The organism is Nitratireductor sp. GCM10026969 (assembly GCF_042660605.1).
GTDB lineage: Bacteria > Pseudomonadota > Alphaproteobacteria > Rhizobiales > Rhizobiaceae > Chelativorans.
The window spans coordinates 53,408-70,645 of the sequence record NZ_JBHSUM010000009.1 but is presented as its reverse complement, the minus strand read 5'-3'; the positions used below and the strand labels follow the sequence as shown (position 1 = coordinate 70,645).

At 64.5% G+C, this 17,238-nt stretch carries 16 protein-coding genes; 7 read left to right on the top strand and 9 right to left on the bottom strand.

Annotated elements, in window-relative coordinates; genetic code table 11:
- From ACFP9U_RS04260 to ACFP9U_RS04225, 8 genes are all read right to left on the bottom strand, one after another.
- A partial coding sequence (locus ACFP9U_RS04260) for a dihydrodipicolinate synthase family protein (RefSeq protein ID WP_378619265.1) occupies positions 1–282 on the bottom strand: 282 nt, incomplete at its 3' end.
- A 108-nt stretch (positions 283–390) separates the two neighbouring features.
- Entirely contained in the window at positions 391–1,704 is a 1,314-nt protein-coding gene (locus tag ACFP9U_RS04255; protein WP_378619263.1) for a TRAP transporter large permease, read from the bottom strand.
- A 3-nt stretch (positions 1,705–1,707) separates the two neighbouring features.
- Positions 1,708–2,223: a TRAP transporter small permease subunit gene (locus tag ACFP9U_RS04250; RefSeq protein ID WP_378619261.1), complete on the bottom strand. Its 516-nt coding sequence runs from the start codon at positions 2,221–2,223 to the stop codon at positions 1,708–1,710.
- 26 nt (positions 2,224–2,249) lie between these two features.
- Positions 2,250–3,311, bottom strand: a complete 1,062-nt coding sequence (dctP, locus tag ACFP9U_RS04245) for a TRAP transporter substrate-binding protein DctP (RefSeq protein ID WP_378619260.1) — start codon at positions 3,309–3,311, stop codon at positions 2,250–2,252.
- A gap of 241 nt (positions 3,312–3,552) precedes the next feature.
- Complete coding sequence (locus tag ACFP9U_RS04240) at positions 3,553–4,275, bottom strand: GntR family transcriptional regulator (protein ID WP_378619258.1); 723 nt, start codon at positions 4,273–4,275, stop codon at positions 3,553–3,555.
- A 130-nt stretch (positions 4,276–4,405) separates the two neighbouring features.
- Positions 4,406–6,760 (bottom strand): xanthine dehydrogenase family protein molybdopterin-binding subunit, encoded by a 2,355-nt coding sequence (locus tag ACFP9U_RS04235; protein WP_378619257.1) that lies wholly within the window; start codon positions 6,758–6,760, stop codon positions 4,406–4,408.
- On the bottom strand, positions 6,757–7,251 hold the full coding sequence (locus tag ACFP9U_RS04230; protein WP_378619254.1) for a (2Fe-2S)-binding protein: 495 nt from the start codon (positions 7,249–7,251) through the stop codon (positions 6,757–6,759). Before ACFP9U_RS04230 ends, ACFP9U_RS04235 begins: the two co-directional genes overlap by 4 nt.
- Positions 7,248–8,117, bottom strand: a complete 870-nt coding sequence (locus tag ACFP9U_RS04225; protein WP_378619253.1) for an FAD binding domain-containing protein — start codon at positions 8,115–8,117, stop codon at positions 7,248–7,250. The genes ACFP9U_RS04230 and ACFP9U_RS04225 overlap by 4 nt, the downstream gene beginning before the upstream one ends.
- A 295-nt stretch (positions 8,118–8,412) precedes the next feature.
- On the opposite strand from ACFP9U_RS04225, the gene dctP (ACFP9U_RS04220) reads away from it, so the two are divergent.
- From dctP (ACFP9U_RS04220) to ACFP9U_RS04195, 6 genes are all read left to right on the top strand, one after another.
- On the top strand, positions 8,413–9,417 hold the full coding sequence (gene dctP, locus ACFP9U_RS04220) for a TRAP transporter substrate-binding protein DctP (protein WP_378619252.1): 1,005 nt from the start codon (positions 8,413–8,415) through the stop codon (positions 9,415–9,417).
- Between the two features lie 92 nt (positions 9,418–9,509).
- Positions 9,510–10,025, top strand: coding sequence for a TRAP transporter small permease (locus ACFP9U_RS04215; RefSeq protein ID WP_322449434.1), 516 nt, complete (start codon positions 9,510–9,512; stop codon positions 10,023–10,025).
- Positions 10,026–10,031: 6 nt separating this feature from the next.
- The gene (locus ACFP9U_RS04210; RefSeq protein WP_378619251.1) at positions 10,032–11,345 is read left to right on the top strand and encodes a TRAP transporter large permease; all 1,314 of its coding nucleotides are present in this window, start codon (positions 10,032–10,034) and stop codon (positions 11,343–11,345) included.
- Positions 11,346–11,408: 63 nt separating this feature from the next.
- Positions 11,409–12,686: an ArgE/DapE family deacylase gene (locus ACFP9U_RS04205; RefSeq protein WP_378619250.1), complete on the top strand. Its 1,278-nt coding sequence runs from the start codon at positions 11,409–11,411 to the stop codon at positions 12,684–12,686.
- A gap of 39 nt (positions 12,687–12,725) precedes the next feature.
- Positions 12,726–13,352, top strand: a complete 627-nt coding sequence (locus tag ACFP9U_RS04200; protein WP_378619249.1) for an SRPBCC family protein — start codon at positions 12,726–12,728, stop codon at positions 13,350–13,352.
- A 27-nt stretch (positions 13,353–13,379) separates the two neighbouring features.
- On the top strand, positions 13,380–14,726 hold the full coding sequence (locus ACFP9U_RS04195) for an MFS transporter (RefSeq protein WP_378619248.1): 1,347 nt from the start codon (positions 13,380–13,382) through the stop codon (positions 14,724–14,726).
- A gap of 66 nt (positions 14,727–14,792) precedes the next feature.
- On the opposite strand, the gene ACFP9U_RS04190 is transcribed toward ACFP9U_RS04195, so the two are convergent.
- A complete protein-coding gene (locus ACFP9U_RS04190) occupies positions 14,793–16,259 on the bottom strand; it encodes an aldehyde dehydrogenase family protein (RefSeq protein ID WP_378619247.1) in 1,467 nt (488 codons plus the stop codon).
- Positions 16,260–16,435: 176 nt separating this feature from the next.
- On the opposite strand from ACFP9U_RS04190, the gene ACFP9U_RS04185 reads away from it, so the two are divergent.
- The gene (locus ACFP9U_RS04185; protein ID WP_378619245.1) at positions 16,436–17,224 is read left to right on the top strand and encodes an SDR family oxidoreductase; all 789 of its coding nucleotides are present in this window, start codon (positions 16,436–16,438) and stop codon (positions 17,222–17,224) included.
- Positions 17,225–17,238: the final 14 nt, after the last annotated feature.

Below are 17,238 nucleotides of genomic sequence, written 5' to 3'. Positions count from 1 at the left end.
GGCGGCGTGCGCCGCATGGGTCACCGCCTGCCTGGTGTTCACTGCGCCGGTGCCGACGATGGTGGGCACGCCCGCCGCGACGAGCCGCGCCACGCCCTCCATGCGTTCGGCGTCCGTCAGAAGCGGCCAGTCGCCCATCGAGCCGCAATAGACGACGGCGGACATGCCCGCTTCGATCAGCTCCTTGCCCTTCTTCACGAGCGCGGCGTAGTCGGGTGTGCGCTCCGCCGTGCAGGGCGTCATCAGGGCGGGAATTGTGCCTGTGAAAATGTTGTCAGCCATCTTTCTATCCTTCGGGTGTGCCGGGCACCGGGAGTTCGGCGGTATGCGACTGCGCTTCTGACAATGGCATCGCGCCGGATGTGCCCGTTAGGGGAGGGGGACGGTCGGTCAGAACCCCACAATCTTGGAGGGCAGCCAGGTCGTGAGCTCGGGAAAGAGCGCGATCGCGACCAGGGTCACCAGTTGCAGCAGAATGAAGGGTGTCACGCCCCGGCACATCTGGCCGTATGTCATGTCGGGCGGCGCAATGGATTTCAGGTAGAAGATCGACGATGCCATGGGCGGCGTGAGATAGCTCGTCTGGATCACGACGATCACCATCGTGCCGAACCATATCGGATCGATGCCGGCGGCGCGGATGAAGGGTGTGAAGAGCGGCACGCAGATCAGCACGTTCGCGGTCCAGTCGAGGACGAAGCCGAGGAGTAGGACGATCAGCAGGAACAGCGCGATCATGCCCGCGTCGCCGAGCCCGGCGGTTTCGACCATGGTGCGGATGAGGCGCGACCCGCCATTGGCCGCGAAGGTGCCCATGAACATGGTGCCGGCCGCCACGATCAGCAGGATCATAGCCGAGATGCGCACGGTGATCTTCAAGGATTCGCGCAGCATGCCGAGGCTGAACCGGCCATAGGCGATGCATAGGATCAACGCGCCCACCGCACCCACGGAGGCGGCTTCGGTCGGCGAGGCGATACCGGCGAGCAGCGAGCCGAGCACGGCAAAGATCAGGGCGAAGATGGGCAGGAGGGACGTAGCGGTCAGGCGCAGCTTCTCCGCCAGCGGAACGTCGGCGAAATCGTCTTCCGCGTCGGGTTTTTCGGGCGGACGCACCAGACCGTGGACCAGGAGGAATAGGATGAACAGCCCCACCATCAAAAGCCCCGGCAGCATCATGCCGGCAAGAAGCTCGCCCACCGACATCTGAGCAAGCGAGGCATACATCACCGCGATGACCGAGGGCGGGATCATGGTGCCCAGCGAGCCGCCCGCGCAGATCGTGCCGGCGATCAGGCTGTTGTCGTAGCGGTAGCGCTTCATGGCCGGAATCGCCATCATGCCGATCATCACCTCGACGGCGCCGACGACGCCGGCGGCGGCGGCGAAGATCGCGCCCATGGCGATGGTGGCGACGGCGAGCCCGCCCGGTAGGCGCGACATCCAGAGCTGCATGACTCGGAAGAGCCGCTCGGCGATGCCTGAGCGTTCGAGAATCGCTCCCATCAGGACGAACATCGGGATCGCCGCGAGGATAAAGTTCGTGGCGGCGGAATAGAAAGAGCCGTAGAGCTGCCCGAAAGCGTTCGGCCCGAAGGCAATCAGCCCCGCTCCAGCCGAAACCACGGCGAGCGAAAAGGCAATCGGAATGCCCGAAAGGACGAGCAGGAACAGCATTGGAAACATGAGCGCGGCAATGAGCATGGCTCAGGCTTCCAGATCGAAATCGGTGTTGGTCTCGCCCCGGAAGGCGCGCAGGCCCTGCACGGCGATCTGGAGGGTAAGTGCCACCAGGCCCAGCGCCAGCATGGTGTAGAAGGGCCACATGAGGGGCGCCCAGGGGCTGACCATCTCCACCTCGCCTGTCGCATAGGCACGCCAGGCGCGGCCGATCGCGAACCAGGACAGGCCCGCGAAGATGGGGGTCAACAGGATGAAGAAAACGATGCCCTCGATGGCGCGGCGAACGCCGGACGGCATCTTCTGTGCGAGGAAGTCGATGCGCACATGGGCGTCCTGGCGCAGCGCGTAGGCGGCGCCGAGGACGAAGAGCGTTCCGGTGCACATGTAGGAGATGTCGAACGCCCAGATGGTGGGCGCGCCGAAGACATAGCGCGCCGCGACCTCATAGATCATGGAGACGACCAGCACGAGGGTTATCAGTTCCGCAACGCGGGAAAGCGCTCCCGACATCGCGTCCACCGTCCTGAACAGCCGATTCATTCCGGTCGTCTCCGATCCTTGCGTTTTCAGTCTTCGTTGCGGATCAGGTAGCTGCTTTCGGAAGACCAGCGGTCCTTGAAAGCCATATAGTCGGAAAGCAGTTCCGCCATCTGGGGCTTGTCTTCCTCCTTCAGGGCCGCGGCCTTCTTGGTGATCCAGTCGACGCCGGCTTCGGACAGCTCGGTCACGAATTCGGGATCGAGGGTGATGATCTCGTTGGGTCCTTCGCGATAGGTCTCCATCGCTTTGAGGTCTTCGCTGTAGAAGTGCAGCAGTGCCTGCATCGTCGTCAGGTCCGCGGCCTTTTCGACCAGCGGCTTCAGCTCATCATCGAGCGCGTCCCAGGTTTCCTGCTTGAGAACCACCTCCCACAGGAAGGTCGGCTGATGGACGCCGGGCACGATGATGTACTTCGCCGCTTCATGGAAGCCTTCCGGCAGGTTGCCCGAGGGCGGGCCCCACTCGACCAGATCGACGCCCTTGCGCTGCAGAAGCGTGTAGATTTCACCGGGAGGCACGACCGTCGGCACGGCGCCGAAATATTCGCCCATCACCTCGGCCCAGGGGCCGGACGTGCGGTACTTGACGCCCTTGAGGTCCTCGGCAGTGCGGATCGGCACGTTGGCATGGGCCATGATTTCCGAAGAGCCGATGCCGACGATCAGGCTCTTGAAGCCTTCCTCGGCGCGCAGTTCGTAGAGCGCTTCCTTGCCGCCGCCCTCGTAAATCCAGGTGATGTAGGCCTCGGGGCCCATGCCGCCGGGAAAGCCGGCGAAGATCGCGTTGATCGGGTCCTGGTTGACCCGGTAGCTCGGCGTGGAGTGGCCGGCCTGGACGATGCCGTCGCGTACGCCGTCATAGACCTGCAGGGCGGGCACGAGAACGCCGGCGCCAAAAGGTTCGATCTCGACACGGCCCTCGGTCAGAACGTCGACGTTCTCGGCGAAGCGCTCGAGAAAATTGATGTAGAACGGCGAGCCCTCGGGCACCGAGGTCGGCACCTGCCAGGTGACCTCCTGAGCCGTGGCAGTCGTGCCCACCATCAGGAGCGGCACGATCAACCCCCATTTTCTGATGTGTTCGAACATTACAATCCCCTCTTGTTTGTCTGTTCCACGGGCCTGTGCATGGCGCCAGGCGGTTCCGGTCGCCCGCCGCACGGAACCGAAGGTTTCACTGGCCGGACGCGCGCCGGCTCCAGCCACGATGCAGGCTAATGCAGAAGACTTTTCATGTCGACAACAAATATACATGAAATCCGGCGTAACGTTCGGCGGCACTCCACGGCTGTCATTTTTTGCGGGGAGAATGCGGCCGGTAGGCCTACCGTCAGAGCGTCAGTTCGGCGTTCACGCGGCGGTCGGCGGCGATATAGGCCTGAATCTGGCGGACGATCTGGTCCGCGTGCGCCCGGGCCACGCGGTCTGCGCGCGCCACGTCCTGGGCTTCGATGGCGGCGACCATCTCCTCGTGCTCGTCGAGATAGGCGCGTGGCAGTTCGTCATTGAAGGAGGAATAGTAGAAGCGCAGAAGGCGGCGCCCCTCGTCGAGCAACCGCTCGAAGAGCTCGGTATAATAGCGGTTCTTGCCCGCCCTTGCGATCTCGGCGTGAAAGTTGCGATTCACCTCGATCATGCCGGAGACGTCCTTTGCCGCCACGGCTTCGGCATAACCTGTCTGCAGCGCGCGGATCGTGGCGATCTCATCCTCCGTTCGGTTGGCGGCGGCCAACCGCGTGGTCACCCGGTACATCAGCGAAAGCGCATCGAAGAACTGCGGCATCTCCAGGAAATCGATCGGCGCGACGACGGTCGAGCGGTTGGGGAGGGTGACGACCAGTCCGTCGCTCGCCAGCCGCACAAGCGCCTCGCGGATGGGCGTCCGCGACATGCCGAAACGCTCGGTCAGCTTGATTTCGTCGATGAGGCTGCCGGGCGGAATCTTGAGTTCCAGGATCTCCCGCTTGAGGGTGGCATAGGCTGTGGCCACGCCGAGTCCGCGCTTGCGCTTGGCGCCGTTCGCCTCCGAGGCGGCGGAGGTTTGTTCGTTCATGAGTCCGCACCCTGCCAATAGGAACATCTTGTCGACAAGGTGTTCCTATCAGCGGGCATGCCGAAATGAAAGGGGCCGCCGCGCGCGACAGCCCTGAAAGGCACGCCGGCAAAAGGCGATGCCTTTTCCGTTACGCGGCCCGGGTCTGCTCGGCCTGCCGTGCCAGATGCCACAGCGCGTTGGCGTTGAGCGGCGTCTTCGACACCTCGATGCCGAGCGCGTCGGCGACGGCATTGGCGATCGCCGCCGCCGGCCCGATCGCGCCGCCTTCGCCGAGGCCCTTTGCGCCGAGCGGCGTGAGCGGTGTCGGCGTTTCGATGTGATGCAGTTCGATCTCCGGTATCTCGGTCGCCAGCGGCATCAGATAGTCGGCGAAGGTGACGGTGAGGGGCTGGCCTTCCTCGTCATAGATGAAGTGCTCGAGCATGGCCGAGCCGATGCCCTGCACGACGCCGCCGCGCACCTGGCCGTCGACGATGAGCGGGTTCAGGATGGTGCCGCAGTCCTCGACCACGACGAAGCGTTTGAGCCGCATCTTGCCGGTTTTGGTGTCGATCTCGACCACCGCCGCGTGGACGGCATTGGAATATGTGCCGTCATTGGGTCCGTCGAGCGAATATTGCACCTCCAGCCCCGGTTCCATTCCTGCCGGCAGCTGGTCGACATTGCGCAGCGCGGCGCGCGCCAGCTTGGCGACGGCGATATGCCTGTCGGGATGGCCTTCCGGATGGGCCGCACCGTTCTGCAGGACGATCTTCTGCGGGTCGGCCTGAAGAAGATGGCCGGCAATGGCCTTGAGCTTGTCGGCTATGCGGGTGGCGGCGACATGCACCGCGCCGCCACCGAGCGCCCCGCCGCGGCTGCCCCATGTGCCGACGGAATAGGGGGTCGTCAGCGTGTCGCCGTGACGCACATGCACATCCGCCGGATCGATCCCCAGGGCATCGGCGGCGACCTGGGCCATGACGGTCTCGTGGCCCTGGCCGTGGTTCTGCAGGCCGATGTCGACGAAGGCCTGTCCGTCGGGCGTCATCTCCACCCGGGCGGCGATATAGCCGGTCTCGATGGGCACGCGGCGGCGGGTGAAGTCGGGCGTGCCGTGCGCGGTCTGCTCGACGAAGCAGGCAAGGCCGACGCCGATCCTTTTGTGCGGATCCTTGTGCGAGGTTTCGGCCGCCGCGCGATCCTCGGCCAGAAGGTCGCGGGCCTTCTCCAGGGTCTCTGCGTACGAGCCGGGATCATAGGTGAAGCCGAGCGCATTGGTGTAGGGGAAGTTCCGGACGACGTTCTTGAGACGGAAGGCGATGGGATCGAGGCCGAGCTCCTTGGCGATGTCGTCCATCAGCCGCTCCTGCGAGAACACGGCGGACGGGCGCCCGACGCCGCGATAGGTGCCGATCGGGCACTTGTTGGTCGCCAGGGCGCGGAAGGTGGCTTCGTAGTGCTGGAAGTCATACGGGCCGGGCATCACCTTCGCCGCCATGCCGGGGTCGCCGGCGGCGGTGAACGGGAAGGTGGAATAGGCGCCGACATCCACGCTGATGTCGGCTTTCAGCCCGAGAAGCCGGCCGTCGGCGGAAACATAGGCCTCGAGCGTATGGCTGTGGTCACGGGCGTGGATGCTGGAGGTGAGATGTTCGCGGCGGTCCTCCACCCATTTCACCGGACGGCCCGTCTTCATCGCCAGCCAGGGGACGAGGACCTCCTCCGGGAAGACCTGTCCCTTGACGCCGAAGCCGCCGCCGACATCCGGGGCGACGACGCGCAGGCGCGATTCCGGCAACCCCAGTTCCTCCGCGATATAGGTGCGCACGAGATGCGGGATCTGCGTCGAGGACCATACGGTCAGCGTCCGGCTGGCGGGATCGTATTCGGCGGCGACGCCGCGCCCCTCCATGGGCACGCCGGCCTGGCGCTGGGTGGTGTAAGTGCGCGTGATCACATGGGCGGCCTCGGCCTTCGCCCTGGCGATGTCGCCGCCCTTCATCTGCCGTTCCACGAAGACGTTGGTGCGCCATCCCTCGAAGAGGCCCGGGACCTCCGGATCGCGCGCCTGATCCATGGTCGTGACCACTTCCAAGGGATCATAGTCGACAAAGACCATCTCGGCGGCGTCCTCCGCCCGGTAGGCGTCATCGGCCAGCACCGCGGCGACCGCCTCGCCGACGAAGCGGACGCGATCCCTGGCGAGCAGGGGCTGCTCCGAATACTGCATCTCCGGATAGTCCTGGTGCGCCTTGATCGACAGATCGCCGATGTCGGCGCCGGTGAAGACCTGCGTCGGGAATCCGATGTCCGCGAGCGCCTCGGTGTCGATCTCCAGGATTTTCGCATGCGCCATCTGCGCGCGGACGAAGCGCAGATGCAGCATGTTCGGCAGCCGGATGTCGTCGATATAGCGCGCCGTGCCGGCAAGCAGGCGCGTGTCCTCGAAACGCTGAATCCGGGCGCCGATGTGTTTTGGCCGGTCCATATGCTGGGTCATGCCTGCGCGCCCTCCTTGAGATTTTCGCCGATGACCTTACGCACCGCTTCGACGATGCCCTGATAGCCGGTGCAGCGGCAGATATTGCCGCTCATGGCTTCGCGGATCTCCTCGTCGCCCGGCATGCGTCCCTCGGCCGTCATCGCGTCGACGAACGGGATGAGCGTCATGATGAAACCCGGCGTGCAATAGCCGCACTGCAGGCCGTGCTCGCTGCGGAAGGCCTTTTGCAGCGGGTGGTCGGCGTCGACGCCGCCGACGCTTTCCACGGTGCGGACCGACATTCCGTCGCATTGGGCGGCGAAGGTGAGGCAGGACAGGCGTGGCTTGCCGTCGAGATGGACCGTGCAGCAGCCGCAGGCGCCCTGGGCGCAGCCGATGTGCACGCCCGACAGGTTGAACTCCTGACGCAGAACGTCGGCGAGCAGCCGGCGCGATTCGACGCTGAGCCGGCGCGTCTCGCCGTTCACTTCGAGGGTGATCTCGATCATGATGCCTCCATTGCGCGGGAACAGGCGACGGAAAGGGCCCGTTCCACCAACTGCCCGATCAGCGCGCGGCGATAGTCCGCGCTGGCGGAATGATCGTCGGGGGGATTGAGGGTTTCGGTGAAGGCGGCGATGGCGGCCGCGGCATCCGGGCGTGCCAGCTCCAGGCCTTCCAGCGCTTCCTCCAGTTGCGGAGCGCGCATGGCCGTCTGGCCGGCGCCCGAACAGGCGACCGCCGCGCGGGTGACGCCGCCTGCGGCGTGCTCCAATGTCACGCCGCAGGCGGCAATCGCGAAATCCCCACGCCGTTCCGCCATCTCGACAAAGGCGCCCGAGGAGGACGCCGGCGGAACGGGCAGTTCGACGGCGACGATCATCTCGCCCGGCTCCAGCACCGTCATATAAGCGCCTTCGAAGAACTGCGTGGCGGGGATGCGGCGTTCACCCCCGGCGGAAGCGGCGATGATCTCCCCGTCATGAAGCATGCACAAAAGCGGCAATTCGGCCGTGGGGTCCGAATGGGCCAGGCTCCCGCCAATCGTGCCGTTGCGGCGGATGGTGGGATGCCCGATGGCGTGTACTCCGTCGATGAAGGCCGGAAAATTGTCGATAATGAGTGGCTCGGCGAGATAAGTTTCGTGGCGCACGAGGGCGCCGATGCGGATGACGCCGCCCCCTTCTTCGATGCCATCCAGCCCGAGGCCGTTGATGTCGACCAGGTGAGCGGGGCGGGCCAGCCGCAGGTTCATCATCGGCACGAGGCTCTGGCCGCCGGCAATCGGCCGGCCCTCGTCTCCAAACTCCTGAAGCAGCGCCAGCGCCTGCTCCAGGCTCTCCGCCTTATGATACTCGAATTCCGAAGGCCTCATCTGCAAGTCCGTTGGTTGCAAGCCCTTGGTGCAGGCACCGAGGGCATAGGGGTTACGTGGGTTCCGACCACAATCGAAACCGACGCGCCCGCAGGCGCGCGGGCGTGGCTGTTGCAGCCTGCGAGGAACCTACCCATCGGGCCTGTTGTATGCAATGAAAAAAAGATTGTAGACAAAAATGCGATCAACGTATTAGGTTTGGCCATGTCAGCCTCGCTCAGGATGGCTGAGGGGAACAGACGGCTGAAGCGGCCAGCGGCCGCCAGAACATTGGAACAACGCAAGGGAGAACGGAATGAACAAAGCGATCAAGGCGGCTCTAGGAGCGCTCGTGGTGGCCGCGCTTTCGAGCACCGCCACCATTGCCGTTGCACAGGAGAAGGTCACGCTCAGGATGGTCGGCGCGTTTCCGATCGGGCCTTCGCCCACGGCCGAGATCGGCAACAAGTTCATGGAAGCGGTCAATCGCCTGGGTGAAGGCAAGGTGGAGATCAGGTATCTCGGCGCATCCGACGTGGTGCCGACCTTCGATCAGCCCGAGGCGCTGGTGAACGGCGTCTTCGACGTCTGGTACGGAGCGCCGAACTATTGGGCCGGCGTCGTTCCCGGTGGCGACTTCACCGAATTGTCCGATCTCAAGGTTCCCGACGGCGGCCCCGGCTCGGAAATCTATGAATATCTGGTCGACATGTTCGCCGAGAAAGGCGTGCGCTATCTTGCGCATGCGGCCGGCGACGTCGGTGTCGGCACGCACAAGCTGAGCACCAATTTCGAGGTCGACTCGGTGGAGGACCTTCAGGGCAAGAAGATCCGCGTCGCGCCGCTGCTGCGCCACTTCGTGGAGGCGGTCGGGGCCGAGCCGATCACGCTCCCGCCGAGCGACATCTTCCTGGCCATCGATCGCGGCACGGTCGACGGGTTCACCTGGCCCGTGGCCGACGGCTACACCAACAACGGCTGGGAAGAGGTGACCGAAAATCTGGTCGATCAGCCCATGTATCGCAGTGGTGCGGGCCTGGCCATGAATCTCGACAAGTGGGAAAGCCTGTCGCCCGAGGTGCAGGATATCCTGACCGAGGCCGTGGTCGAGGCGCAGACCTTCGCACAGGATTGGTTCCTGCAGAACGAGCAGGAGCAGATCGAGAAGATGAAGGCGGCCGGAATGGAGATCCTGCCCATCTCCGAGGCGGATTCGGAGAAGTGGACCGAGATCGCCAACGACGCGCTGTGGGAGTACTATCAGGAGGTCCTGACCGAGGATCAGGTCGCCGAGGTTTCGCGCCTGCTCGGGCGCGAGTGACGCGCTCTCCCCGCACAACCGCGGCCGCGCGCTCCGGTGACGCGGCTGCGGCCCAATAAGCGATAAAGACAACGCGGCGTCGGGGGTTGCGCATGCAACTGCTAGAGAAGATCTTCACTTGGATCGTCAATTTTTTTGCCGTGCTTGCCGGACTTCTTCTGGTGGCCATCATGCTGGCCACCGTTTTCAAGGTCGGCTTGCGCGGAATCGCGGGGCAGGGGATCATCGGGATCGACCAGCTCAGCGGAACCGCCATGGTCTATATGACCTTTCTCGGTAGCGTTTGGGTTTTGCGCAACGACAGTCACGTCACCGTCGACCTGGTGTTGAGCACGACGCGAGCGGCCGTAAGGCGCAACCTCATCGTTCTCAACTCCGTCATCGGCGCTATCATCTGCTTCATCGTCAGCTATTACGGTTTCGTCGCCGTTCAGACCTCTCTGGCCCGCGGCATAATGGTGGTCCAGGAGCTGGAAATCCCGCGGGCCATCGGGCTCTTTCCGATCCCCGTCGGCGCTCTTTTGCTTGGTATCGAATTCGTGCGTCGCGCGATAGCCGCCCATCGCGGCGCTTTCGACGTGCAAGAAACAATAAAAATGGAGGCTTGAGACTCCATGGAATGGTGGCAATTTCTTCTGGCCTTCTTCTCGGCCCTCGGTGTCCTGCTGCTCATAGGTCTGCCGGTCGCGTTCGCCTTCCTGCTCGTGAACATGGTCGGGGTCTACTTCCTGTGGGGCGGCACCTCGGGATTCAACCAGATCATCATGAGCATCGAAAGCTCGATCTCGACCTTCGTTCTGGTGCCTATACCGATGTTCGTCCTGATGGGCGCGATCATGTTCCATTCGGGGATAGCCCGGAAGATGATCGACGTTCTCGACCACTGGATCGGCTTCGTTGCCGGCCGGCTGGCCGTGCTGGCAATTACCACCGGGGCGGTCCTCGGCGCCCTGACCGGCGTGGCGATGGGGAGCGTGGCCATTCTCGGCTCAGCCCTCCTGCCCGAGATGAAGGAAAGGGCCTATGCGAAATCGATGTCCGTCGGGCCGATCCTGGCAAGCGGCAGTCTCGCCATCCTGATCCCGCCAAGCACGCTCGCCATCGTGCTCGCCAGCTTGGGTGGCTTTTCAGTGGCGAAAATCCTCGTGGCCATTGTGGTACCCGGGCTGCTTCTGGCCATGATGTACGCGACCTACATCATTCTGCGCTGCGTGTTCAATCCGGAACTGGCGCCGGCCTACAGGGTGCCGCAGGTGCCGATGTCGCAGCGCCTCAAGGAGACCTTCATCCACCTGGTGCCACCGGTCTCGATCATTGTCTTCGTGATCCTGGCCATCTTCTACGGCGTGGCGACGCCGACCGAGGCTGCGGCCCTCGGCACCTTCGTCACCTGTATTCTTGCCGCGCTTTACGGCTATTTCAACTGGAAGGTCATCCGTACCTCGATCGCCTCGGCGACGTCCCTGTCGATCATGGTCCTGATCATCCTCACGGGCTCGGCCGGATTCAGCCAGCTTCTGAGCTTCGCCGGCGTGACGACGGCGATCACCAGCTTTGCCACCGACCTGCCGGTTCATCCACTGATCCTGCTGATCCTGATGCAGCTGGTGGTCATGTTTCTCGGCATGTTTCTCGAGCAAACCTCCATCGTGCTGGTCACCATCCCGATCTTCCTGCCGATCATCCATGCCCTGGGCTGGGACCCGATCTGGTTCGGCACGATCATGATGCTCAATCTGGAGATGGCGACGATTACGCCGCCCTTCGGGCTGTCGCTTTTCGTCATGAAGGGCATCGCCCCGCCGGACGTGACCATCGGCGATATCTACAAGGCCGCAATCCCCTTCATCCTCATCAACATCGTCCTCATGGCCCTGATGATCGCCTTTCCGCAGATCGTTCTCGGGCTGCCGAACATGATGAACTGAGAACGGTAGCCGCGTCCGGCAGTGGGGTTCTTACGGGTCAAATATGCGTCAAAGGAGCAAGCAATGAGCACCGATCATCGCCAGGCCATCATCGACAAGGTCGAGGAGAACCGCGACTACGCGATCGAATTCCTCCGCCGGATGATCGCCATCCCGAGCGTTACCGGAGACGAGGCGGCGATCCAGAAGTTCGTCGCCGAGCACATGCGCAAAATCGGGCTCGATGTCGACATGTGGGAGACGGACTGGGAGGAACTCAAGAAGCATCCCGGCTACCGCCCCGTTGCGCGCGGATACGAGAACCGGCCCAACATCGTCGCCACGTACAAGGGCACCGGCGGCGGCCGCTCGCTGCTTCTCAACGGCCATACCGACGTCATCCCGGTCGGTGATGGATCGGGCTGGACCGACGACCCGTGGTCGGCGAAGATCCGCGTCGGGCGCATCTACGGGCGCGGCTCGGCCGACATGAAGAGCGGTGTGGCCAGCCATATCCTGGCGGTCGAGTTTCTGAAGCAGCTCGGGCTGCGCACGAAGGGCGACGTCTACGTCAACGTGGTCATCGACGAGGAGGTCAGCGGACACGGTACGCTGGACACCGTCATCCGCGGCTACCGCGCCGATGCCGGCATTTCCGGCGAGACCAGCGATCTGCACATCCAGCCGGCCTGCATCGGGCGCATCTGGTTCGAGATCGCCGTCCAGGGCAAGCCGGCCGGTGTCCAGAAGCGCTACGAGGGCATCAGTGGCATCGAACTCGGCAACAAGATCGTCAAGGCGGTGCAGGAGCTCGAGGACGAGCGCGTCGCCACGGTGACGCATCCGCTCTATCCCGTCGCCATCGACTCCCTGCCGTGCCTGATCGGCAGCTTCCAGGCGGGCAGCTATCCCAGCGCCTTCCCTGACAGTGCCGTGCTGAAGGGCTCGATCGGCACCGTGCCGGGCGAGGACCACGAGGGCGTCAAGCAGAGCCTGGTCGACAAGATCGCCAAGGTCGCCGCCGAGGATCCCTGGATGAAGGATCACCCGCCGGTGGTGCGCTTCGTCGGCTACGATGCCGAGGCCTCGGAAATTCCGACCGATCATCCGATCGTCGAGATGCTGAGCGGCATCTACAAGGAGCATACGGGCAAGGAGCCGGTGATTTCGGGCCGCCAGGGTGCGGCCGACACGCGCTTCCTCAACAAGTATGCCGACACGCCCACCGTCATTTTCGGTCCGGGTTCCACATCCGTCATGCACGCCAATGACGAGTACGTGTCGATCAACGACTTCATCACCGCCATCAAGGTGATGGCGCTGGCGATTCACGACTGGTGCGGGGTGGAAAGCGCGGAGTAAGCCGCGGCCTTTCGCCCGCCGACAACAGGAAAGAGCCAAATGGCCGAGTTGAAGCAGGAATTTGTCGTAGCGCAGCCCAGAGAGAAGGTCTGGGCCGTCTTCCAGGATATCGAGACCGTGGTCGGCTGCCTTCCGGGCGCCAGCCTGACTGAGCCGCCGACCCCGAACCACGCCAAGGGCCGCATGACCGTCAAGCTGGGGCCGGTGAAGGCGAATTTCGCCGGCGAGGCCGACATCGAGCGCGACGAGGCCGGCTATACGGGTGTCATCAAGGGCTCCGGGATCGACAAGAGCCAGGGCTCGCGTGCCAAGGGCAATGTCCGCTATGCGCTGGAGGAGGCCGACGGCGGCGGCGCCACCAAGGTGGTCGTCGCCGTCGACTACACGCTCTCCGGCGCGCTGGCGCAGTTTTCGCGCGGCGGCATCGTCGAGGCCGTGGCCGCCAAGCTGACGGAGGATTTCGCGGCCAACCTCGAAGCGGAGCTGTCGGGCGGCGATGCCGCGGCCGATGCGCAACCGACGTCCTCTGCGGCCGGCGGCGGCGAACCGAAAGGAGAACCGCGCAGCGGGAAGGCGAGCGGGGCCCGGTCCAACGAGCTCAACGCGTTGAGCCTGATCGGCGCTGTCGTCAAGGGCTGGTTCAGAAGGCTTTTTGGTGCAAAGTAGGGGCATATAGCTGAAAGGACGGGTCCGATGCTTTTCGAGGTGCTGCGCAATCCGACCTATCAGCGTCTGTTCGGCGCCCAGATCATCGCTCTTCTGGGAACCGGACTGCTGACGGTCGCCCTCGGTCTTCTTGCCTTCGACGCGGCAGGCGGGGAGGCCGGCGTCGTTTTGGGGATGGTGTTCTTCATCAAGATGGTCGCCTATGTGGGGCTGTCCCCGCTGGCCAATGCCGTCGTTTCGAGATTGCCGCCGCGCCGCGTGCTGGTGGCGATGGACCTTGTCCGTGCCGCGGCCGCGCTGTGCCTGCCCTTCGTGGATTCCATCTGGCAGATCTATCTCCTGATCTTCGTGCTGCAGGGTGCGTCGGCGACGTTCACGCCGACATTCCAGGCGCTCATCCCAGAAATCCTGCCGGACGAGCGCCAGTACACCCGCGCCCTGTCGCTTTCGCGGCTGGCCTACGATCTCGAGAACCTGGTGAGCCCCGTCCTTGCCGGCCTCGCCTTGCTGTTCGTCAGCTATCATTGGCTTTTTGGCGGCACGACCTTCGGCTTTCTTTTGTCCGCGCTGCTGGTCATTTCGGCGACATTGCCGCACAGGGAGCGCGGGCAACAGGCGCAGCCCTTTCTCGACCGGCTGAGCCGGGGCATGCGGATCTACCTTGCGACGCCGCGCCTGCGCGGCCTGTTGTCGCTGAATCTGGCCGCGGCTTCGATCGGCGCGATGGTCATCGTCAACACGGTGGTGATCGTGCGCGCGGGCTTCGGTCTGGGTGAGCCGCAGGTGGCGATGGCGCTCGGCGCCTTCGGTGCGGGCAGCATGACGGCCGCGCTGCTCCTGCCGCGACTGCTCGACCGCCTCGACGACCGAACGGTCATGCTGGCCGGTGCCGCGGTGGTCAGCACTCTTTTCCTGGGCCTGTCACTCGGCCTCGGCAGCTTCACCCGGCCCGGCTGGGGGGGCTTTCTGGCTCTGTGGCTGGTGATCGGTTTCTGCTATGCCGTGGTTCTGACGCCCTCCGGCCGGCTGCTTCGGCGCTCCGCGCAAACGGCGGATCTTTCCCCGGTCTTCGCGGCCCACTTCGCCCTCTCACACGCCTGTTGGCTCGTCACCTATCCGCTCGCGGGCTGGCTGGGCGCGCGGCTAGGCATGGCCGAAACGGCGCTCGTCCTGGGTCTGCTCGCGGTGGCCGGCGTGCTGACGGCGCTGTTTCTGTGGCCGGTCCGTGGCGACAAGTCCGTCCTGGAGCACGTACACACGGATCTCGACCCGGCGGACCCGCACATCGCCAATGCCGTGCGCACACCGCACGGCTGGCGCCACGCGCATGTCTTCAACATCGACGATCGCCATCGGCGCTGGCCGAGCCACTGAAAAAAGCGACCGAATAAAAAGGCCGCCCGAGGGGGCGGCCTTTTTGGGCAGGTGCTTGTCTTTGCCTCAGCGCGGGATCGGGTGATGCACGCAGATGTTCTTGATCTGCTGATAGGCGTTCAGCGCTTCGAGGCCCTTTTCCCGCCCGAAGCCGGACAGCTTGTAACCGCCGAAGGGGAACTCCACGTCCAGCCCGACGGCAAAGGAATTGATCCAGACCTGGCCGGCACGCAGCCTCTCGGCCATTGCCAGGGCCGCATCGATGTTGCGCGTGTGGACGCCGGCCACGAGCCCGAACGGCGAGTCGTTGGCCAGGCGTGCTGCCTCCTCTGCGCCGTCGAAGGGAATGACGGTCAGGACCGGCCCGAAGATCTCCTCGCGTGCCACGCGTGCCGCGTTGCTGGCGCCGACGACCAGGCCGGGACGCACGAAGGCACCACCCGACAACGAATCTTCCTTCGGCGTCTGGGCACCGAGGATCAGCTCGCCTTCCTTGCGCGCGATGTCGTAGAACGCCTCGACATCCTTCTTGTGGGCAAGACTGACCAGCGGGCCGAGGTCGGGATCGTCGATGCCGGCGCCGATGGACATGCCTGTGATCTTCTTCTCAAGCCTGTCGACGACCTTGTCGTGAATGCTGCGCTCGACGAGAAGGCGCGTTCCAGCATTGCAGACCTGGCCACAATGAGTGAAGACGCCGCCGGCGATGACCGGCAGGGCACGATCAAGATCGGCGTCGGCGAACAGGATCTGCGGCGACTTTCCGCCCAGTTCCATGTTGCAGGGGATCGCGTGCGAGGCCGCGGCGACCATGACGCGCTCGCCGGTGGGCACCGAACCCGTGAAGGTGATCTGGTCTACGCCGGGGTGGCGCGCCAGCATGTCTCCGGCCACCGAGCCGCGCCCGTTGACGAGATTGACGAGACCCTCCGGCAGCTCGGCTTCCTGGCAGATCTTCATGAACTCGTAGGCGGTCACCGGCGTCTCGGCCGACGGCTTGATGATCACCGCGCAGCCGGCCGCCAGCGCCGGTGCGACGCCGCGGGCGATCAGCTGGAAGGGGTAGTTCCACGGGATGATATGGAGGCTGACTCCGATCGGATCCTTGACGGTCCAGTCGGACCAGTCGGGTCCGAGCGGAATGGAGCTGCCATGCAGCTTGTCGGCGGCGCCGGCATAGAACTCGAAGAACCGCGCCGAGCAGTCGACCTCCCAATAGGCGTCGCGCAGCGGCTTGCCGCTGTCGGCGCATTCCTTGCGCACCAGATCCTCACGGCGTTCGAGGATCAGGTCGGCGATCCGCTGCAGCACGCGGCCGCGCTCGAAGGGGCGCATCCGCCGCCACGGGCCTTCGTCGAACGCCTTGCGTGCGGCGGCGACGGCCTGGTCGACTTCAGTCTGACCCGCACGGGCGAATTCGGCGATGACCTTGCCGGTTGCCGGGTCATGGGTGCGCCCGACGCCGTCGGAGCCCTCGGTGAGGACCGAGTTGCCGCAGACGATGGGAATAAGCGGTGGAGAAAGGGTGTTCACGAAATGCCTCCTCGGTCGTGACGCTGCGATTAATTTCGAGGGCAGCCGCGGGGGACCGTCCTCCGGCAGGAGGCTTTCATGTGTATACAATATCGTTTTCATTGTCTACAGTATTTGACAGAGTGTGTTCCGAGTGGTACCCGATGTCTTCAAAAACGACACCAGATGGAGCCTTCATGAATCTTGAATTGCGGGGCAAGCGGGCCCTCGTTACGGCGGCCTCACGCGGACTTGGAAAGGCATCGGCCTTGGCGCTCGCCGAGGAAGGGGCGAGCATTGCCGTTACCGGGCGCGACCCGGCCCGGCTCGAGGCTCTGGTGGACGAACTGCGCACAGCCGGGGCGAGCGATGCCATCGCCGCCGTCGTCGATCTGGGGCGCCCCGAGACCTTTGCGGAAGCCGTCGAGGCTGCGGTCTCCCGCTTCGGCGGGCTCGACATCTTCATCGGCAATACCGGCGGGCCGGCGTCCGGGCCGTTCGTCGACATTCCGCGGGCGGAGTGGGAGCGCGCGCTGGGCGAGACCCTGCTGCCGATGGTGGATCTCTGTCACCTGGTGATCCCGCATCTGAAGACGTCGGATTGCGGACGCATTCTCTTCATCACCACCGTCGGCGTGAAGATCGTGCAGCCGCATATGGTTCTGTCCGATTCCCTGCGGCTGGCGATTGTCGGCCTGGCGAAGTCGCTGTCGCTGGAACTCGCCGAATACGGAATCACAGTCAATTGCCTCTGCCCCGGCCCGTTCAGGACCGACCGCATGGAGGACCTGATCACCGCGAGCATGGAGCGCGAGAAGGTCGATCGCACCGCCGCCGAGGCCATATGGCTGGAGGAGGTGCCGCTGGGCACGTTCGGTGATCCGGCGGATTTCGGCGCCATGGTTGCGCTCCTGTGCTCGCCGCGCGGGCGCTTCACGACGGGAACCGCCATGACGATCGACGGCGGCAAGTCCCGCGCCTACTGACCCTCATCAATGGA